At 58.2% G+C, this 17,929-nt stretch carries 14 protein-coding genes; 7 read left to right on the plus strand and 7 right to left on the minus strand.

Annotated elements, in window-relative coordinates:
- Positions 1–399 precede the first annotated feature (399 nt).
- The 4 genes from G536_RS0122280 to G536_RS0122295 all read right to left on the minus strand — a co-directional run bounded on the left by G536_RS0122280 (position 400) and on the right by G536_RS0122295 (position 3,132).
- Positions 400–693, minus strand: a complete 294-nt coding sequence (locus G536_RS0122280) for a hypothetical protein (RefSeq protein WP_157530856.1) — start codon at positions 691–693, stop codon at positions 400–402.
- Between the two features lie 89 nt (positions 694–782).
- Positions 783–1,451, minus strand: coding sequence for a peptidase associated/transthyretin-like domain-containing protein (locus tag G536_RS0122285; RefSeq protein ID WP_022825822.1), 669 nt, complete (start codon positions 1,449–1,451; stop codon positions 783–785).
- A 194-nt stretch (positions 1,452–1,645) separates the two neighbouring features.
- Positions 1,646–2,344, minus strand: coding sequence for a carboxypeptidase-like regulatory domain-containing protein (locus G536_RS0122290; RefSeq protein ID WP_022825823.1), 699 nt, complete (start codon positions 2,342–2,344; stop codon positions 1,646–1,648).
- Positions 2,345–2,421: 77 nt separating this feature from the next.
- A complete protein-coding gene (locus G536_RS0122295; protein WP_022825824.1) occupies positions 2,422–3,132 on the minus strand; it encodes a peptidase associated/transthyretin-like domain-containing protein in 711 nt (236 codons plus the stop codon).
- A gap of 86 nt (positions 3,133–3,218) precedes the next feature.
- Between G536_RS0122295 and G536_RS0122300 the strand changes: the two genes are divergently transcribed.
- Both G536_RS0122300 and G536_RS0122305 read left to right on the plus strand, forming a co-directional pair.
- The gene (locus G536_RS0122300; RefSeq protein WP_022825825.1) at positions 3,219–4,982 is read left to right on the plus strand and encodes an amino acid permease; all 1,764 of its coding nucleotides are present in this window, start codon (positions 3,219–3,221) and stop codon (positions 4,980–4,982) included.
- 112 nt (positions 4,983–5,094) lie between these two features.
- Positions 5,095–9,912 carry a DUF3320 domain-containing protein gene (locus tag G536_RS0122305; protein WP_022825826.1) on the plus strand — a complete coding sequence of 1,606 codons (4,818 nt, stop codon included), beginning with the start codon at positions 5,095–5,097 and terminating at the stop codon, positions 9,910–9,912.
- Between the two features lie 3 nt (positions 9,913–9,915).
- Here the strand turns inward: G536_RS0122305 and G536_RS0122310 are convergent, their stop codons facing one another.
- A complete protein-coding gene (locus G536_RS0122310; protein ID WP_022825827.1) occupies positions 9,916–10,875 on the minus strand; it encodes a DMT family transporter in 960 nt (319 codons plus the stop codon).
- 147 nt (positions 10,876–11,022) lie between these two features.
- Positions 11,023–12,012, minus strand: a complete 990-nt coding sequence (dusB, locus tag G536_RS0122315) for a tRNA dihydrouridine synthase DusB (RefSeq protein WP_022825828.1) — start codon at positions 12,010–12,012, stop codon at positions 11,023–11,025.
- A 172-nt stretch (positions 12,013–12,184) separates the two neighbouring features.
- Here dusB and G536_RS29380 point away from each other — a divergent pair, with 172 nt between their 5' ends.
- The 5 genes from G536_RS29380 (at position 12,185) to G536_RS0122340 (ending at position 17,408) form a co-directional block, all read left to right on the plus strand.
- Positions 12,185–13,210: a CPBP family intramembrane glutamic endopeptidase gene (locus tag G536_RS29380; RefSeq protein ID WP_169515144.1), complete on the plus strand. Its 1,026-nt coding sequence runs from the start codon at positions 12,185–12,187 to the stop codon at positions 13,208–13,210.
- Positions 13,211–13,285: 75 nt separating this feature from the next.
- On the plus strand, positions 13,286–14,224 hold the full coding sequence (locus tag G536_RS0122325; protein ID WP_157530858.1) for a phosphatidate cytidylyltransferase: 939 nt from the start codon (positions 13,286–13,288) through the stop codon (positions 14,222–14,224).
- A 277-nt stretch (positions 14,225–14,501) separates the two neighbouring features.
- Positions 14,502–15,791, plus strand: a complete 1,290-nt coding sequence (locus G536_RS0122330; protein ID WP_022825831.1) for a Glu/Leu/Phe/Val family dehydrogenase — start codon at positions 14,502–14,504, stop codon at positions 15,789–15,791.
- A gap of 252 nt (positions 15,792–16,043) precedes the next feature.
- Positions 16,044–16,724, plus strand: a complete 681-nt coding sequence (locus tag G536_RS0122335) for a phosphatidylserine decarboxylase family protein (RefSeq protein WP_026880490.1) — start codon at positions 16,044–16,046, stop codon at positions 16,722–16,724.
- 69 nt (positions 16,725–16,793) lie between these two features.
- Positions 16,794–17,408, plus strand: a complete 615-nt coding sequence (locus G536_RS0122340; RefSeq protein WP_022825833.1) for a hypothetical protein — start codon at positions 16,794–16,796, stop codon at positions 17,406–17,408.
- Positions 17,409–17,416: 8 nt separating this feature from the next.
- Here the strand turns inward: G536_RS0122340 and G536_RS0122345 are convergent, their stop codons facing one another.
- Positions 17,417–17,899, minus strand: coding sequence for a GAF domain-containing protein (locus tag G536_RS0122345; RefSeq protein WP_022825834.1), 483 nt, complete (start codon positions 17,897–17,899; stop codon positions 17,417–17,419).
- Positions 17,900–17,929 lie beyond the last annotated feature (30 nt).

Genomic DNA, 17,929 nt, shown 5'->3' on the forward strand with positions numbered 1-17,929 from the left:
AAGAGGACCTTTTAGGCAGCCGCACGAAATAACGGTGCGAAACATGGTTTAGCTGTATGCGTTCGGGGTCATGACCTGCTGAGTAAACACTCATCCGGTAACCTTCTACCTAGCTAGGTACTACTAAAGTGAAGTGACCAAGCGCATTAGTATGCACGGTACGGCCAAGAAACCGGACCCTGGCATTGTGTAGAGGTAGAGGCAAGCCCCACCAAGCCAGCACAGTACCGCGGTAATGCTATCGGTGGGCAGGGCAGCTATGCTGGCAGACAAAGATGACTGTGCCTCCAACTGCGCAAGCTCATCAGTAGCGCAATTTGGGGAGCCGTTGCCTGGCCGTGGAATCTCGGCTACTTCGGAAGCGGCTTTCTGGGCTTGCGCAGTTTGGGCTGCCGCTTCTCATAAGCCTAGCAGCACAGCCGTGGTTGCCAGCCAAGTACGCCAGCGTGGCGCTGGTTCCGGCAGACCACGTAGCGGCCGGTCAAGCTGGGTTTCGGTGAACCGACCACAGGTGACCTCGGGCCGCCGTGCCAGAAAGGTTACTACCTCCGCATCACTCATCTGCGTGAAGTCCACTACCACATCTTGGCAGGCCACACAGTGCCGCTCGGTTGCAGCAACAGGGTTCATCTGGCTCCACGACTCGTGGCAGGGCTGAGGCAGGTGAACAGTAACCGGATTAGGGCGAGACATAAGATAGATAGTAGCTTAATTATTCCGGGAAGTTATGGATTTCTGCTAGATGCCTGACGCACCGCATTCCATAAATCGGTGGCCCGAAACTAGGGTTCGGGGCTCCTGATAATTACTGGTGCTACTGCAAGACCGCCTAGGGTTATGAGTGTAGGTGTTGGCTGAGGTAGTTGATACAGTTGTATGATAAGGGGTTCAGTGGAGCTACTATCGAGTAAGATTGCCATCTGATGCTCCGCGAAACTTGAAGCCGAAACAGTCAAGACCACGGTGGAACTGAGCATGCCCGCCGGGAGGGGCAGTATGAAGCTGCCATCGGGTGCTGTTGTGATGCTGATGGTAGTACCATCAAGGTGTATAAAGGCGTTGGGTACCCCAATAGCATTCCGTTGTCGTACCCAGCCACGCAGTTCCGTGGTGGTAGGTGAGGTCAGTTGCGGCGGTCGGGGCTGCAAGAGCTCAACAGAGCGAGTACCGTCTTTGGTTGTGCTGACCTTGGCCCTTTGTGCCGCAGCGGGTTGAGTGGCTAGCTCTCGTAACCATAGCAGTGTGGCTGCGGCGGCCAGCCACGTACGCCAACGCGGAGTGGGTACTGGCGGCGTCAGCAACGGCCGGCCAAGTTGGTCGGCGCGAAAACGGCCGCAGGGCGCGGTAGTGCGTTTCAGCAGGGCTAGAATTTCAGCGTCTGTTTTCTGGGTGAAGTCCAGGACTACTTTGTCGCAGGCGGCGCAGTGGCGGCCTTGCGCGGCAGGCGTCATGGCGGCCCAGTTTTCGTGACAGGGCTGCGGAACAGCAAGAGTAGTGGGGGTAGCATAGAGTAGTAGCGGTTTTCTACTTGTCTGATGCTACGCCCGGTTGGATTGCATATAGTTGCCAGAAAATATTTTTCTGGCAAGCAAAGCGTGAGGTTCCGCCCGCCGCTCAGCTACGGGCACTACAGGCTGAACCCGTGCTACTTCAGCGGTGGTTTCTGCGGTGGGTCGTGCTGCACAATGCGGCCCATAATCTGCCCACGACCTTCCACCGACTTCAGCCGCACGGTAAGCGCCACGGGAGCGGGCGAAACGGCTACGCTGACAGTTTGCTGCTTGAATACGAACGGGCTACCCTGTACTCGCAAACTGACCGCGCCGTTTTGCACAGCCTCCCATTGCTGCGGCATCGTGAAGCTGAAATTGCCCTGCTCATCCGTGACAGCACCGTACTTGGTGTCGCCAATAAATATTTCAGCTCCCTGTACACCAGTGCCGGTGGAGTCGTCGAGTACCCGGCCTCGAATAGTGACCTGGCCTTTGGGGGCGGAAGCAGTGGCGTCGGCTTGCTCCGTGGCACCAGCGGCTGGGGAATGCTGCGGAGCCGTAGTCTGGCAGGCGGTAAGCACGGGCTCCAACCCAAGCAGCGCCAAGGCAGTTACCAACCAACGGCGCCAACGAGGCTGCGGCACTGGTAGCGTCGGCGCAAACTGCCCGGCACTAAAAAAGCCGCAGATGTTGCCAGTAGCTGGCCGGGCCAGCCACGCTGTTACTTCGGCTTCACTCATGCGCGAGAAGTCCACGACTTCGTGCTGGCAGTTGCCGCAGAAGCGGCCATCAGCGGTGGGCGCCATGGCGGCCCAGGATTTGGGGCAGGGGTCAGGAACGGAGAAGGCCATAAGTGAAATGGGAATGGGGTTGGTCTAGTATGTAGATGCCGGCGCTGGCCGGATTTCACACTGATTCAGAAAGGAATCTACTCAGGCAAAGGATGTGCCGGAGGCGTGAATTTGATGGTTTTCATTTTAGGAGGAAGCGGTTTAGGTCTCCATTCATCTGCTACCAGTGCTACGGGGGCTGGCTCGCCCATCATCATATAGTTGGGGTTTTCACGTAGCCTTATTTCAGTGGCATTAGCCGGTTTGATTCGGCGGCCAATGTATCCTTGCATATTGCCTTGCGGCGAAGTTTCGCCTACCACAAACAACAGAGAATCACGCAAAGCAGCAGGAAGTTGTAGCGTAAAATAACCGTTGGCATCGGTGTGGGTATGATGAGTGCTATCAGCTAAACTGACAATGAGAGCTTGGGGTAACGGCAATCCGTTTTCTTGATCTATAACCCGTCCTTGCACCTTCAGTATTGAAGCTTCCACAGCAGGTGTGCTAGTTCGCAGCCGGACTTGTGCCACATCGGGCGTTCCGCAGCTGCTCAGTGACACGGCCGCGGCCGCCAACCACCGCGCCCAGCTGAAAGGAAATGCCGTGTCAGAAACCACCTGCTCTGGCCGGAATCGGCCGCATACTTTGCCGGGCTGGCGTAGGGTGGCCAGCACGTTGGCCTCAGATAGCGCACTGAAATCCACCACTACCTTGTTGCAGGCGGCACAGTGGCGGCCACCGGGGGCGGGTGCCATGTCGGCCCAGTTGGCGGAGCAAGGCGAGGGGATGGAAATGTGAGAGGCCATAGCTGGAAGATAGGGAGCTGAAGGAGTAACGTGCAGCCGCCCGGCATTATTCTGTATCTTTTGCCCTCTCAATCCTCTCCACTACCTTGTCTACACCTCTGCCTCCTAGCCGCCTGACCGGCCTTTTTCGCCGCAAAAGCCTTGATGATCTACTAGTCAACCCGCCCACTGATGCCGACGGCCACAGCCACGGCGGCGGGCTGGAACGCCACCTCACCGTCCGCGACCTGACGGCCCTGGGCATCGCCGCCGTTATTGGGGCCGGCATCTTCAGCACCATCGGCAATGCCTCGCATGATGGTGGCCCGGCCGTGTCGTTGCTGTTCGTGTTTACGGCTATTGCCTGCGCGTTTTCGGCGCTTTGCTACGCGCAGTTTGCGGCTACCATTCCGGTGAGCGGCTCGGCCTATACCTACGCCTACGCCTCGTTTGGGGAGCTAGCTGCTTGGATTATCGGCTGGGCCCTGATTATGGAATACGCCGTGGGCAACATCGTGGTGGCCATATCGTGGTCGGACTACTTCACTGGGCTCATGGATGGCATTGGGGTGCACATTCCTATCTGGCTGACCATGGGCATGCAGAGCGCCCACAAGTACTACAACGAAGTGCTGGAACTGATGCAGTCCGGTAAGCCCCTGGCCGAAGCCACGCCTACCCAACTGGCGGGTTACAACGCGTGGGCGGCTGCACCGGAGCTGCCCGGCGGCCTGCGGCTGGTGATTGACTTACCGGCGGGCCTTATCACGCTGCTCATTACAGCGGTGGTGTACATCGGCATCAAGGAATCGAAAAACGCCTCCAACCTGCTGGTACTGCTCAAGCTGATTGTGGTAGCCACGGTTATTGGGGTGGGCGTGTTCTACGTGAATCCCGACAACTGGAGCCCCTTCGCGCCGAACGGCATTGGTGGCGTATTGAAAGGCGTGTCGGCGGTGTTCTTCGCGTATATCGGCTTCGACGCTATTTCGACTACTGCCGAGGAATGTAAGAACCCGCAGCGCGACTTGCCCCGGGCTATGATTTACGCCCTCATTATCTGCACTGTCCTCTACGTAATTATCACGCTGGTACTCACCGGAATGGTAAGCTATACCGAGCTGGGCGTGGGCGACCCGCTGGCGTTTGTGTTCCAAAAAGTAGGGCTGAACTGGCTGGCGGGCGTGGTGGCCGTGAGTGCCATTTTTGCCATGGCCTCGGTGCTGCTGGTATTCCAGATTGGCCAGCCCCGCATCTGGATGACCATGAGCCGGGACGGTTTGCTGCCGCCAGTATTCGCCAAAGTGCACCCCAAGTTTCACACGCCGTCGTTCAGTACCATCGTCACGGGCTTCTTTGTAGGCGTGCCCGCCATGCTGCTCAACATGGACTTGGTTATCGACCTGACCAGTATCGGGACGCTGTTTGCCTTTGCGCTGGTGTGCGGCGGCATCCTCATCATCGACCCCTACGGCACGTCGGATGCCCGCTTCAAGGTGCCCTACATCAACGGGCAGTTTCTGGTGCCGCTGCTGATGGTGGTGGGTATCGTGCTGGTATTTACCTACAATCAGGCCGGCATTCAGGAGTTTCAGAAGGCTTTAAGCAGCGGCTACGAAGAAGCCCGCCACTACATTCCGATGCTGGTGTTCTTCCTGTTTTGCATCGCGCTGGCTTGGCAGTCGTTCCGCAAGAAGCTGAGCTTGCTGCCTACGTTGGGCTTGCTCACCAACCTGTATCTGATGACCCAACTCGGCGTGAACAACTGGCTGCTGTTCTTCGGCTGGCTGATTATCGGGTTGGCGCTGTACTTCAACTACGGCTTCAAGCACAGCAAACTTGGCCTAAAGAACCCGGTGGCTGGCCGCTAGATTCTTCTGGTATTTTGCCTCACACAACAAACCCGCTGGCCTGCGTAGGCAGCGGGTTTGTTGTGTGAGGCAAGGTGGTTTTTCTATTTATTGTTCTTGTTGCCTGCTGGTTATGGCTACTGATTCCTTGCTTGCTGCCCGCCTCGAAGCCGCCCGGCACGAGCTGCTGGACTTGGGTATGCGCAACCCGTTGCTCAACTTTCGACCCTCGCCGGCGCGGGGCGTAACCGTGGTGCGGGAGCAGTCGGCGCTGGTGTATGAGGTGCTGGTGCGGCAAAGCAAAACCATGTATTTCCAGGGCGCGCTTGGGGCCAGTAAGAATATAAAATCCCCAGATTCCGTGCAGCCCATGAGTGGCTTCACGCACCTGAAAGCTGCCTGGGCGAGCCATGGTGCTGCCGACGCCAAGGCCCGGCACGAGGAATACGATAAGGCCGCCACACAGCCGGCGCCCACGCCAGCGGAACTTACCGAAGACGAGCAGGCAGCCCTGCTTACCGACAACAAGCTGCAAACCGACGACCCAGTTGATAAGCTGGAACGCCGCCTGCTGAACACGTACTACACGGCCCGCACCAGCCTGGAAGAGCAGGGCGTCAACATCCTGTATCTGGCGCTGGGGCAGCTGGTGTGGTACGAAACCGAAAGTAGCCTGGAGGCCCGCCGCGCCCCGCTGGTTCTGGTGCCGGTGCTGCTGGAGCGCGGTACGGCCGCTGAGCGGTTCAAGCTGCGTTATACCGGCACCGAAATCGAAAGCAACCTTTCCCTGCAAGCCAAGCTGAAAGCCAGCTGCAGGTTGGTGTTGCCGCCGCTCGACGAGGAAGTGCCTATGGCTGAATACTATACGGCCGTGGCTGCTGCGGTAGCCGGCTTGCCGCGTTGGCAAGTGGACGCTGACAGCATTGCGCTAGGCTTTTTCTCCTTCGGGAAGTTCATGCTGTACCACGACTTGGACCCTGCCACTTGGCCCGCCGAAACCGCCCTGCTCGACCACCCGGCCATTGCTGCGCTGCTCGGCCCCGACACGGGCTTCCAGGACCCGGCGCCCACGCTCAACGAAACCACCTTCCTTGACACCGACAGCCCCGCCCACGAGCTGCATCAGGTGCTGGACGCCGACAGTTCTCAGCTGCTGGCGCTGCTGGCCGTGCACGAAGGCCGCAACCTCGTGATTCAGGGGCCGCCCGGCACCGGTAAGTCGCAGACCATTGCCAACCTGTTGGCCGAAGCCATTGGCGCGGGTAAGAAGGTGCTGTTCGTAGCCGAAAAAATGGCCGCGCTGGAAGTGGTGAAACGCCGCCTCGATAGCCTGGGCCTGGGCGCTGCCTGCTTGGAACTGCACAGCCACAAGGCCAACAAAAAAGCCCTGCACGACGAGCTAAAGCAGACGCTAAGCCTGGGCTGGCCCGCCACCGTAGCGCCCGTAGCCGACCAAGTGGCGCAGCTGCCCCGCTACCGCGCCACCCTCAACAACTATGCGCTGGCTGTGAATGCGCCGCTGGGCTACAGCCGCCGCACTGCACAGCAAGTGGCCGGAGAGCTGCTCCGTCTGAACGAGCAACGCGGCCCCGTGGAACTGCCGCGCCTACCTTTTGCCAACCTCGCCCGTTGGACGGACACCGATGCCGCCCGCGCCGAAACGCTGGCCGCTCAGGTGCAGGCTACGTTGCAGAAAGTTGGGGTGCCCAGTTCCCTTCTCTTCTGGGGCAGTGAGCTGACCGTATTGCTGCCCGCCGCGCAAGCTGCTCTGGCTACGCAACTCACTGCTGTCCAGCAAGCCGTAGCAGAGTTGCAAGTCGCCGCCACCGCGCTGGCGCAGCATGTGGGCCTGCCCGTGCCAATGGAGCGCGCCGCCGCCGAGGCATTGCTGCCGGCCGCCCGCCACGCCCAATTAGCCCCCGAGTTGCGTGGTTTGGCGGTGGCTGATACGGCGTGGCTGAACCGAGCAGCTCAGCTCACGGAAGTTGTGCAGGCGGGTGCTGCGTACGTGCACCTGCGCCAGCAGCACGAAGTCTCCGTGCTTCCCGAAGCTTGGAGCCAGCCGTTATTACCCGAGCGCGCCGCCTTTCTGAGTTACGGCGACAAATGGTGGAACTTCCTGAATGGTGACTACCGCCGCGCCAAAAAACGTCTGCAAAGTCTGTGGCGCAACCTATTGCCTCCCGAGCCCGCCGCTGTCATTGCTACCATCGACGCCGTGCTGGAAGCCACCCGGCATGAGCAGTTGCTTACAGAAGCGGCCGGCCTGATGAGCGGCTTGTTCGGAGCCGCTTGGCAGGGCGTCCGTTCCGATTGGAGTGCTCTGGAAAAAGCCCAGCAGTACCTGACGCTCACCCACCAGCGCATCAACCGGGGCGAGCTACCAACTGAACTGCTGGCCTACTTCGCGCATAACCCTCGGCCCGACGAGTTGACATCATTGCTAGCCTCTCTCGAAGCTGCCTTGGCCCGGCACCGCGCCGCCGTGCAAACCGTGGCCGACAGCTTGCAGCTCAATGAAGTACGCCGGTTTGGGCCCGAGGGGCGGTTGCAGTTCCAGCCGTTTACTCAGCAGCTGAGCACCTTAGCCGCCTGGGCTGCCGACCTGCCCGCTTTGCGCCTCACCACCGATTGGAACAACGTGGCCGCCACCGTGCAGGCCGATGGGCTGCCCGAACTGTTGCTGTTAGCTGAGCGGTGGGAGCCAGCCGCTACGCACTTGGTGGCGGCCGTCCGGCAAACGTGGCTGGAGTTTTTGCAGAAGCTGGCCTACGAGCAGCACCCCGCGTTGCGGCAGTTCGAGCGGGCCAGCCACGAGGAAACCGCCGCCCGCTTCCGGCAAGCCGACCTAGACTCGCTTTACCACAACCGGGTGCGCGCCATGCAGCAGCATTTCGAGCAGTTGCCCAACCAACAAGCGGGTGGCCAGATGCTGCTGTTGCGCCACGAGTTTGCCAAAAAAGCCCGCCATCTGCCTTTGCGCAAGCTGATGCAGCAGGCCGGCCGGGCGGTGCAGGCCATCAAGCCGGTGTTTATGATGTCGCCGCTGTCGGTGGCTAGCTACCTGCCGCCGGGCGCCGTGGAGTTCGATTTGGTGGTGTTCGATGAAGCCAGTCAGGTGAAGCCCGTAGAAGCCCTAGGCGCCATTGCCCGCGGCCGGCAGCTGGTAGTAGTCGGCGACTCCAAGCAGCTCCCACCCACCTCGTTCTTCGACTCGCTTACCGGGACCGGGGAAGACACCGACGAGAACAACGTAACGGCTGATATTCAGAGTATTATGGAGCTGTGCAAAGCCCGCCAGATGCCCGAGCGGATGCTCCGCTGGCACTACCGCAGCCAGCACCAGTCCTTAATTGCGGCGTCCAACCACCTGTTCTACAACGATAAGCTGGTGGTGTTTCCCAGCCCCGGCGACCAGGGGCAGTTGGGGTTGGCGTATCATCATCTGCCTGCTACCTATTACGAGCGGGGTACCACGCGCACCAATCCGCTGGAAGCCCAAGCCGTGGCCGAAGCCGTGTTGCACCACGCCCGCACCACGCCGCGCCTCACGCTGGGGGTGGTGGCTTTCAGCACGGCGCAGCGGCAAGCCATTCAGGATGTGCTGGAAAAACTGCGCCGCCAGCACCCCGAAACCGAGGCGTTTTTTAGCAGTTATCCGCACGAGCCGTTCTTCGTGAAGAACCTGGAAAACGTGCAGGGCGACGAGCGGGATGTTATCCTAATCAGCATCGGCTATGGCCGTACCCAGGAAGGCTATTTGGCCATGAGCTTCGGGCCGCTGAACGGGGAAGGTGGAGAACGGCGGCTTAACGTGCTCATTACGCGCGCTAAGCAGCGTTGCGAAGTCTTCACCAATCTCACCGCCGACGACCTGGATTTGAGCCGCACCGCCGCCAAAGGAGTAGCCGCTCTCAAGACCTTTTTGGCTTTTGCCCAGCACGGTCGCCTCAACGAAAACCAGGAAACCGGGCGGGCGATGGAGTCGCCGTTTGAAGAGGCGGTGCACCGCGCCCTCACGGCCCGTGGCCACGTGGTATGCCCCCAGGTCGGCAGCCAAGGGTTCTACATCGATTTAGCCGTAGTGGACCCCGACCAGCCCGGCCGCTACATACTCGGCATCGAGTGCGACGGGGCCATGTACCACAGCGCCCGCTCAGCCCGCGACCGGGACCGGCTGCGGCAGCAAGTGCTGGAAAACGTGGGCTGGCGCCTGCACCGCATCTGGAGCACCGATTGGTTCCGTGACCCCGCCGCCGAAACCGAGCGCGCCGTGCAAGCCATCGAAAACGCCCGCCGCATTGCGGTGCCTAGTACTCCTTATGAGTCAAATTTAGTAGATATAATCAGCAACGCTCCGGCGGGGATACTGCGTGAAGAAACTCCAGCCAGCCCGGTAGCCCTTGCTAGTAGCTACCAGCTGGCGCAGCTACCTGCCGCCATCCGCACCCGCGAGTTGCACCAGCACAACTTGGGGCAACTGGCCGGATGGCTGGCGCAGGTTGTGCGCATCGAAAGCCCAGTGCACATAGAGGAAGTGACGCGCCGGCTGGCTCAGGCCAGCGGAGCAACGCAGGTAGGCGCGCGCATCCGCAAAACCGGCCAGGATGCTGCCCTGCTGGCTATCAACCTGCGCCACTTGCGCCGCCAAGGTGACTTTCTGTGGGAAAACTCCATGCAGCAACCGCCCCTGCGCGACCGAAGTCAACTCCCAGCCATTTCGCGCCGCCTCTCGCTGATAGCACCCGAGGAGCTGGCCCTTGCCCTACGTACCGTGGTGGAACAGAGCTTTGCCCTACCCCGCGACGCCGTTTTTCTGCCAGCCGTACGGCTCCTGGGCTTCACTCGGTTATCAGACGAGATGCGCCAGCATCTAGAGCCGATACTAGCCGGGCTGCTGGAACAAGGCGAAGTAGTAGAAGTGAACGGAGTGCTGAAACCCGCGAAGTAGACCCTACTTGGCCCGGTGAATAATGGCCACGCTGATCAGGATAATGATCATGCCCAAGAAGTGCCAGTAGTTAAAGGCTTCCCCATCGAGCACGCCCCAGGCCAGCGCCACTATCGGAACCAAGTAGGTGTTGGAGGCCGCGAAAAGAGCCGTTGAGCTTTGGATGAGCTTGTTGAACAGCACCATAGCCACGGCCGTGCTCATGGTGGCCAGTAAAGCAATGTAACCGAACGCCGGCCACGCGCCGGGTACTGTGTTCAACTTCAGCAGGAAATCGGTGCCGAACAGCAGAAACGCCAGCGCCGGGCCGCCAATGAAGAGCAGCAGCAGGCTGGTCACGGCCATGGCGGGCATGCCGTGGAAATGGTGCTTGATGATGTTCACGCTCACGCCGTAGCCGAACGTAGCCAGCACAATGTAGAGGCCATACCAGGCATTGCCTTCGCCGGACGGCGTGGCATCACCACCGCTGCCGCCGAGCTGCATTAGCACTACCGTGCCCACCAACCCGAGCAGGATGCCCAGCACCCGCAGCCCCGTGAGCTTCTGTCCGAAAAAGGCCGCCCCTACCACCAACGTAAATACTACGGTAAGCGCATTAAGCACGCCTGCCAGCCCCGAAGCCAGCCTAGTTTCGGCGTAGGCAAATAGGAAAGCCGGAATCAGGGTGCCCACCACGCCGCTCAGAATCAGCCACTTGATTCGGCTGCGCTCCACTTTGCTTACGTGCTTCAGCGCAAACGGTAGCAGCAACAGTGCCGCCACGCTCACCCGCGCCGCGCCCAGCTCCAACGCCGAAAATACCACCAAGCCCTTCTTCATCAAGATAAACGAAGTGCCCCAGATGCTGGCCAGCACCACCAGCAGCCCCCAGGCCGAGGCCGGAATCCGGTGGGGTGGCGGCGCGGCTACGGGCGGAGTGCTAGGTGCCGTGGTAACGGCTGGGGCGGGGGAGGAGGGCATGGGTGGAGAAAGGGGAATTGACTGAACTGAGTTAAAACAGAAGAACGTCATGCTGAGCTTGCCGAAGCATCTTTACCCAACGTCCTGTACGGACAAAGCAGTAGAGATGCTTCGGCAAGCTCAGCATGACGTTCTTCTGGAAAACAATTACCCCACCAAAACGGGTTCGGCGGCAATAATTTCGTTGAGAATGTTATGGACTTCCTCCACCGAGTCGGTTTCGACGAGGCGCATGCGCCACTGTTTGGCACCTTCCAGGCCGCGGAAGTACTGGGCGTAGTGGCGGCGCATCTCAAAAATGCCCACCCGCTGGCCTTTCCACTCGATGCTTTTGTCGAAGTGCATGCGGCACATATTCACGCGTTCCTCCACGGTGGGCGGGGCCAACAGCTCGCCGGTAGCTACGTAGTGCTTCACCTCCCGGAATATCCAGGGGTAGCCAATGCTGGCGCGGCCAATCATCACGCCATCCACGCCGTAGCGGTTTTTGTATTCCACCGCTTTCTGGGGCGAATCAATGTCGCCGTTGCCGAAGATGGGAATCCGGATGCGCGGGTTTTCCTTGATTTTGGCAATCAGGCGCCAGTCGGCGTCGCCTTTGTACATCTGTACGCGGGTGCGGCCGTGTACCGTGAGGGCTTCAATACCAATATCTTGCAGGCGTTCGGCCACGTCCTCCACGTTCTTGGTGGCGTCGTCCCAGCCGAGGCGGGTTTTCACGGTTACGGGCAGATGGGTGGCCTTTACAACGGCCGAGGTCATTTCCACCATCTTCGGCACGTCGCGCAGCAAGGCCGCGCCGGCACCGCGGCAGGCTACCTGCTTCACCGGGCAGCCGTAGTTGATGTCGATGAGGTCGGGGCCGGCCAGGGTGCTGATGCGGGCACACTCGCCCATCGTCTCCACGTCGGAGCCAAACAGCTGAATACCAATAGGCCGCTCGTAGTCGAATACGTCGAGCTTCTTGCGGCTTTTGGCGGCGTCACGAATCAGGCCTTCCGAGGAAATGAACTCGGTGTACATCAAATCGGCTCCGTTGGCTTTACACACGGCCCGAAACGGCGGGTCCGACACGTCCTCCATGGGCGCGAGCAACAACGGGAAATCAGGCAGAGCAAGGTCGCGGATGTATACCACGGATAGAGAAGGTTAGCGGATTTTACGCAAATTTACGACTTCTGGGGTCTTGAGGTCTTAGGAGCCTGAGGTCTTGAATAATCAAGCCTTCAGGCTCGGGCGCAGGAACTTCAGCTAAGTCCCCAAGCCCCCAAGACCCCAACGCGCTATGAAAGGTTTCGTGTCCAGCCGTTTGCATCCTTTTGTCAACTTGCTGCTGCTGGTAGGGTTGCTGCTGCTTTCGTTTTGCTTGGCCAGCTTCGTAATGGCAGTACTGAGCAATTTGTTTTTCGGGGTAAGCCTGCTGCAAATCGGCAACGTAACCAGCAAGCCCGACGCCTACGCCAACGGCTGGCAAGTATCTATGCTAACCCAGGGTATTTTGCTGTTTGTGGGGTTTGGCGGGGCTGCTCTGGCCTTGCCGCTCGTAACTGGCTACACCCTTGCCGATTATTTTACGCCGCGCCGTCCGGTGCCGCTGGGGTGGTTGCTGGCCGCGGGCGGTATCATTTTGCTGAGCATACCGTTTATGTCGGGCTTGGTTGCCTGGAACGCGCACGCGCATTTCCCGGGGTTTCTGCAAGGCTTTGAAAAGGATGCGCGCGAGCTGGAAGACCGAGCGCAGGTGCTCACCAAGTTTCTCACGCAATTTCCTACGTTTCTTCGGTTCACTGTAGGGCTGGTGGTTATTGCCGTGGTGCCCGCCATAGCCGAGGAGCTAATGTTTCGGGGCGTGATTCAGCGCAATCTAGTGCAGTGGTTCAACTCGCGGCACGTGGGCGTATGGCTGGCTGCCGCTATTTTTAGCACCATTCACTTTCAGTTCTTTGGCTTCGTGCCCCGCTTTGTGCTGGGGTTGGTGCTGGGCTACCTCTACGAGTGGAGCGGCAATATTCTGGTGCCTATGGCGGCGCACTTCACCCAGAATGCTTTCCAAGTGATTCTGCTGTATATGCAGCAGCGCGGGCAACTCACCTCCGCCACCTTCGACCCCGATTCCACGCAGGCCCTACCAGTGGTATGGCAGGTTGTGTCCTTTCTGTTGACTGCCGGGCTGCTCTGGCAGCTCTACCGCAACACCCGCCGCCCCACCGCCGACCCTTTGCCTACAGAGCTGCGTACGCTCAGCGGCGGTGGCATTGCCGCCCGTACCATAGAGGCCACGCGCCCAATGGGCCGCACCATCACCCACGACGGCGTAGATACCACTAACATGTAAGTGTCGGCTGTTCGTTGCTGGTTGAAGCTCAACTGGTATGTAACAGTGACTGCCAACCAGAAATCCCCCATTCCTTTGTCTGAATCTCCCGCCGCCCCTGCTCCCGCGCCTGACCCCACCACGCCGGGCAAAAAGCCAATGTCCAACCTCAATCAGCGGCTGCTTTTTGGTGTCCTTGGGGCAGTATTGCTGCTTGGTAGCGTGTGGTACAGTGCGTGGTCATTCGCGCTGTTTTTCGGGGCAGTACAGATGCGAATGCTGTGGGAGTTCTACCGCATGATGCGGCACGCCGGTTACAAGCCAGCCGCCTTGCTTGGCGGCGGCATTAGCGTAGTTATTTTTGGGTCGTTACATATCGTATCCAGCACATTAATTCCCCAGCGTGGAAGGTTTGCAATGTTTGGCGGAAACCTGTTCGATGTTTCCGGATTATTTTTGATCGGCTGTATATTTCTGTTGCCAACCCTGCTCATCCTGCGCGAGATGTATGCGTGGCCGCGTGATAATCAGAATCTTTCACCATTTGCCAATGTAGGTGTGGCCTTGTTAGGCTTGCTCTATGTGAGCCTGCCTATGAGCTTACTGAGCGTCGTGGCTTTCAACGCACAGGGCTATGATTACCGCCGCATATTCGCGTTGCTGTTGCTGGTCTGGTCGTCGGATATCGGGGCATATGCGGCCGGTAAAACGTTCGGCAAAAACAAGCTGGCCCCCAAAATTTCGCCCGGCAAAACCTGGGAAGGCGCTATTGGAGGTTTCCTGCTCACGCTGGCTATGGGCTGGGCGCTGGGCTACTTGCTGCCCGAACTCTCCGTTACCTACCGCCTCGTAGTAGCTGCCGTGGTAGCCGTGTTTGGCCCCCTCGGCGACCTAGCCGAATCCATGCTCAAGCGCAGCGTGGGCGTGAAAGATTCCGGTCGCATCATGCCCGGTCACGGCGGCCTCCTCGACCGGTTCGATGCCTTCCTGTTCATCCTACCGGTGCTGGCTTTGTTGCAGTTGCTAGCGGGGTAGTCTAGAAATTTTTTTTATGATTCTTTGAAGGTTGGGCAGGAATTTGCTCAGTCCGTATAAGCTGCGTTATAGTCGTTCAACATATAGTGCTTGAGCAATGCTTGAAAGTGTATTGCCTCCACATTAGCAAGCTTTTTGCACCGTTTGGCACTCTGTCTCGTATGTGCTAAACCCATTACCTTTGGCACCTCAAAAACTCCGCGCGCGGCCACCAGCTCCCACCGCTAGGGCTGCCGTTTTTTATTTTCCCCACCCCCCAAACAATCCCCTTACACGCATGGCTGCCACCACAGTGTACAAAGAACCGGCTCCTCTTTTGGACCGCGAAAACCCCCTCGAATCTATGATGTCGCGCTTCAACGTGGCCACGGAAATTCTGGGGCTCGATGAAGAAACCTACGAAGTGCTGAAAGCCCCCGACAAGCAGGTTATCGTGCACATCCCCGTCACGATGGACAACGGCAAAGTCCGGGTCTTCGAAGGCTACCGCGTAATTCACAATACGATTCTCGGCCCCTCGAAAGGTGGTATCCGCTACGACAAGAACGTGCACCTCGATGAGGTGAAGGCCCTGGCTGCCTGGATGACTTGGAAGTGCGCCGTGGTGGATTTGCCTTACGGTGGTGCCAAAGGCGGTATCATCTGCGAGCCAGCTACTATGAGTGCCGGCGAAATTGAGCGCCTCACTCGTGGCTACACGCTGGCCATGAAAGATGTATTCGGCCCCGACCGTGACATTCCGGCCCCTGACATGGGCACCGGCCCTCGCGAAATGGCTTGGCTGATGGACGAATTCTCGAAGACGGTAGGCGCTACGTCGCCGGCCGTAGTAACGGGCAAGCCCCTAGTAATGGGTGGCTCCTTAGGCCGCACCGAAGCCACCGGCCGCGGGGTAATGGTGGCTACGCTAGCTGCCCTCAAAAAGCTAGGGCTGGACCCAACCCAAGTATCGGCTGCGGTGCAGGGCTTTGGTAACGTGGGTACTTGGGCTGCTAAGCTACTCAGCGAGCAGGGCGTGCGTATCAAATGCATTTCCGATATCAGCGGTGCCTATTGGAACGAAGCTGGTATTAACATCGATGAGGCCGTAGCCTATAAGAACGCGCATAAAGGCCGCCTCGATGGCTTTACTGGCGCAGTGCTCATGGAAAACGCCGATGACCTACTGACCACCAACGTGGATGTGCTGGTGCCTGCTGCTGTAGAAGACGTAATTACCGAGCACAACGCCCACGAAATCAAGGCCAAACTGATTGTGGAAGGCGCCAACGGCCCCACATCCGCTTCTGCTGATCCCATCATCAACGAGAAAGGCATTATGGTAGTGCCTGATATCTTGGCCAACTCCGGTGGCGTTACTGTTTCCTACTTCGAGTGGGTGCAGAACCGCCAGGGCTTCAAGTGGACCGAAGAAATGGTAACCGAGCGCGCCGACCGGATTATGACCGACGCTTTCGAGAAGGTGTACGCTACGTCACAGAAATACAACGTGCCGATGCGCATTGCCGCCTACGTGGTAGCCATCGACAAAGTAGCCCAAACGTATAAGTTCCGCGGGGGCTTCTAAGGTACTGTCGTTACAGAAATTCTTGTTTGCTGCTTTATTGGCAGCAAGAATTTCATCTTAAATGGAAATGTTTGACGTATGATATGCCCGGACCATTCGGTCCGGGCTATCTTTGTCTGGTAGTTTTCGTTTCTTTTACGACGCAGCAACTTTCGTTGTGTGCTTGCTTGTTTAATTGACTGCGCGCCGGACGCTGTTGGGCTACTTCCAACTCAGCGTTGAATGAGCACGGCCGCAGCCATTTCGTGCTTTATGAAAATTCACAAAGAGGGCCGACGTATTCTGTTTTTTACACTGCTGGGACTGATTGTTGTCAACTTGCTGCTGTTCCGCCTGAATGCGCGACACGTCACGTTCAACCAGATATTCGCGGGCATTTCGGTTATCGTGTTCCTGACGCTGCTCCAGTTTTTCCGCAGCCCGGCGCGCCGCCTGTTCACCCACGAAGATCTGATTACGGCCCCCGCCGACGGAAAAGTGGTGGTAATCGAAAACGTGTTTGAGCCCGAGTTCTTTGATGATGAGCGCAAGCAAATCAGCATTTTCATGTCGCCGATTAACGTGCACATCACCCGTAACCCCATTTCGGGCGTAGTGCGCTACTTCAAATATCACCCTGGCAACTATCTGGTAGCCTGGCACCCCAAAAGCAGCACCAAAAACGAGCGGACCACGGTAGTAGTGGAAAGCGAAGCTGGCCCGCTAGTGCTGTTCCGGCAGATTGCCGGCGCCATGGCCCGCCGCATTGTGTGGTACGTAAATGAAGGCGATGAAGTAAGCCAGGGCGAAGAGTTTGGCTTTATCAAGTTTGGCTCCCGCGTGGATATTTTCGTGCCCCTCGATACCGAAGTGAAAGTGCAGCTAGGAGAGAAGGTGAAAGGCGGTCAAACTATCATCGCCCAACTGAAAACTGAGGCGCCTAGCTTGTTTTAAATAGTTACATCAACACTATAAAAAGCCCGGTCATCCATTATGTGACCGGGCTTTTTATTTTTTTACGCCATGCAAGTAGTTGAAGAATTCTACCGGTTGTTGGCCAAGAAAATGTCAGTTACTGACTTCGAGCAATGGGTATACGCAACGCCCACGCTGGAAACCATAATGAGCGAAGACGACTATCTAGGATTAATTACCCTTAACTATAAGAGCAACTGGGCCTTCTACGAGCTGGAGAAACTACTGAAGCCTTACGTGGACCGTGGTGAAATGCACAAGCGGGAGCTACTCGAGCTACTTCATACGTTAGCAGATGGTGGGAGCTCAGATGATATACTAGCGGCTCTATTGGCCACTTTCAATCTTTTCTGCAAAGGGTATAGCTTTTTTGAGGAACTGGCTCATTACGGAGTGACGGCAGATGATGACTTTGGCTGGGACCCAGAAGGAAAGTGGCACAGGATGACCGACCGGCAGAAACAGTGGTACCTATCCGAGTTTTATCCGGAAGTACAGTTGCTAGCCAACCAATTAATTGAAAATCTAACGTCTGGTGCCATCTTCGTTCAGCCGAGGTTGCCTGCCGGGGCAGCAGTTTTCACTGATACGCGCGACATAGCTGCCCGAAACAAAAGAGTAATGGCTAGTAAAAATGGAGACTGGTGGCAGTTCTGGAAATAACATCCAGCCTAAAACCAAGCCGCCGCCAGCCCCATCAGCTGCTCCAGCGCCTGCTGGTCGGCCTCGTCGAAGTCGTTGAGTTGGTCGCTGTCTACGTCGAGCACGGCTACTACGGTGCCATCTTTAAGCACCGGCACCACAATTTCCGACTTCGACTCGGAGCTACAGGCTATGTGACCAGGGAACTGCTCCACATCGGGCACTAGTAGCGTAGCGGCCTGCGCCCAGCTGCTACCGCACACGCCTTTGCCCTTGCGGATGCGGGTGCAGGCAATGGGCCCCTGGAACGGGCCTAATACTAACTCGTCGCCTTTCACCAAATAGAACCCCACCCAAAAAAAACCGAAAGCCTGCCGTAATGCTGCTGCAGTGTTGGCTAGGTTCGCCACCAGGTCTGGTTCACCCGTGGTTAGGGCTTCAATTTGGGGGAGCAGCTGGCGGTATTGTTCTGCTTTGGTGAGTGTGGTATCGAGGGTGAGTTCTTCGGCCATGAGGAAGGTAGAGAAGTGACAGATGAGCAG

This window comes from Hymenobacter norwichensis DSM 15439 (assembly GCF_000420705.1).
In the GTDB taxonomy this organism is placed as follows: Bacteria; Bacteroidota; Bacteroidia; order Cytophagales; family Hymenobacteraceae; genus Hymenobacter; species Hymenobacter norwichensis.